This window comes from Actinoallomurus acaciae (assembly GCF_042429965.1).
GTDB classification, from domain to species: domain Bacteria; phylum Actinomycetota; class Actinomycetes; order Streptosporangiales; family Streptosporangiaceae; genus Actinoallomurus; species Actinoallomurus acaciae.
On the sequence record NZ_JBHLZP010000997.1, the window covers coordinates 1 to 1,497 of the forward strand.

Below are 1,497 nucleotides of genomic sequence, written 5' to 3' on the forward strand. Positions count from 1 at the left end.
CCAACATCCTGGCTGTCTGGGCCTTCCCACATCGTTTCCCACTTAACCATGACTTTGGGACCTTAGCTGGCGGTCTGGGTTGTTTCCCTCTTCACGACGGACGTTAGCACCCGCCGTGTGTCTCCCGTGATAACATTCTCCGGTATTCGCAGTTTGCATCGGGTTGGTAAGTCGGGATGACCCCCTTGCCGAAACAGTGCTCTACCCCCGGAGATGAATTCACGAGGCGCTACCTAAATAGCTTTCGGGGAGAACCAGCTATCACGGAGTTTGATTGGCCTTTCACCCCTACCCACAAGTCATCCGCTAATTTTTCAACATTAGTCGGTTCGGTCCTCCAGTTAGTGTTACCCAACCTTCAACCTGCCCATGGCTAGATCACCGGGTTTCGGGTCTATACCCTGCAACTTAACGCCCAGTTAAGACTCGGTTTCCCTTCGGCTCCCCTATTCGGTTAACCTTGCTACAGAATATAAGTCGCTGACCCATTATACAAAAGGTACGCAGTCACACGCCTAAGCGTGCTCCCACTGCTTGTACGTACACGGTTTCAGGTTCTTTTTCCCTCCCCTCGCCGGGGTTCTTTTCGCCTTTCCCTCACGGTACTGGTTCACTATCGGTCAGTCAGGAGTATTTAGCCTTGGAGGATGGTCCCCCCATATTCAGACAGGATACCACGTGTCCCGCCCTACTCATCGAGCTCACAATATGTGCATTTTTGTGTACGGGGCTGTCACCCTGTATCGCACGCCTTTCCAGACGCTTCCACTAACACACACACTGATTCAGGCTCTGGGCTCCTCCCCGTTCGCTCGCCGCTACTGGGGGAATCTCGGTTGATTTCTTTTCCTCGGGGTACTTAGATGTTTCAGTTCCCCCGGTTCGCCTCATTAACCTATGGATTCAGTTAATGATAGTGTGTCGAAACACACTGGGTTTCCCCATTCGGAAATCGCCGGTTATAACGGTTCATATCACCTCACCGACGCTTATCGCAGATTAGCACGTCCTTCATCGCCTCTGACTGCCAGGGCATCCACCGTGTACGCTTAGTCGCTTAACCTCACAACCCGAAGATGTTTCTTGCGATTCATCATCGTGTTGCGAAAATTTGAGAGACTCACGAACAACTCTCGTTGTTCAGTGTTTCAATTTTCAGCTTGATCCAGATTTTTAAAGAGCAAATATCTCAAACATCACCCGAAGATGAGTTTTGAGATATTAAGGCAGGTGACTTTCACTCACAAACCAGCAAGTGGCGTCCCCTAGGGGATTCGAACCCCTGTTACCGCCGTGAAAGGGCGGTGTCCTGGGCCTCTAGACGAAGGGGACGTGTCAGTCTGCTTCGCAAGACGCCTTGCTTTTCACTTTCTATCAGACAATCTGTGTGAGCACTGCAAAGTACGCTTCTTTAAGGTAAGGAGGTGATCCAACCGCAGGTTCCCCTACGGTTACCTTGTTACGACTTCACCCCAGTCATGAATCACAAAGTGGTAA

General features: G+C 50.8%; 1 tRNA gene and 2 rRNA genes. All 3 read right to left on the reverse strand.

The window, feature by feature from the left end:
* Nucleotides 1–1,063: ribosomal RNA gene (locus ACFFNX_RS52510) — 23S ribosomal RNA — on the reverse strand; the annotation flags it as partial.
* A 193-nt stretch (nt 1,064–1,256) separates the two neighbouring features.
* Nucleotides 1,257–1,332 (reverse strand) — tRNA-Glu (locus ACFFNX_RS52515).
* Nucleotides 1,333–1,417: 85 nt separating this feature from the next.
* Nucleotides 1,418–1,497 (reverse strand): 16S ribosomal RNA (locus tag ACFFNX_RS52520); the annotation flags it as partial.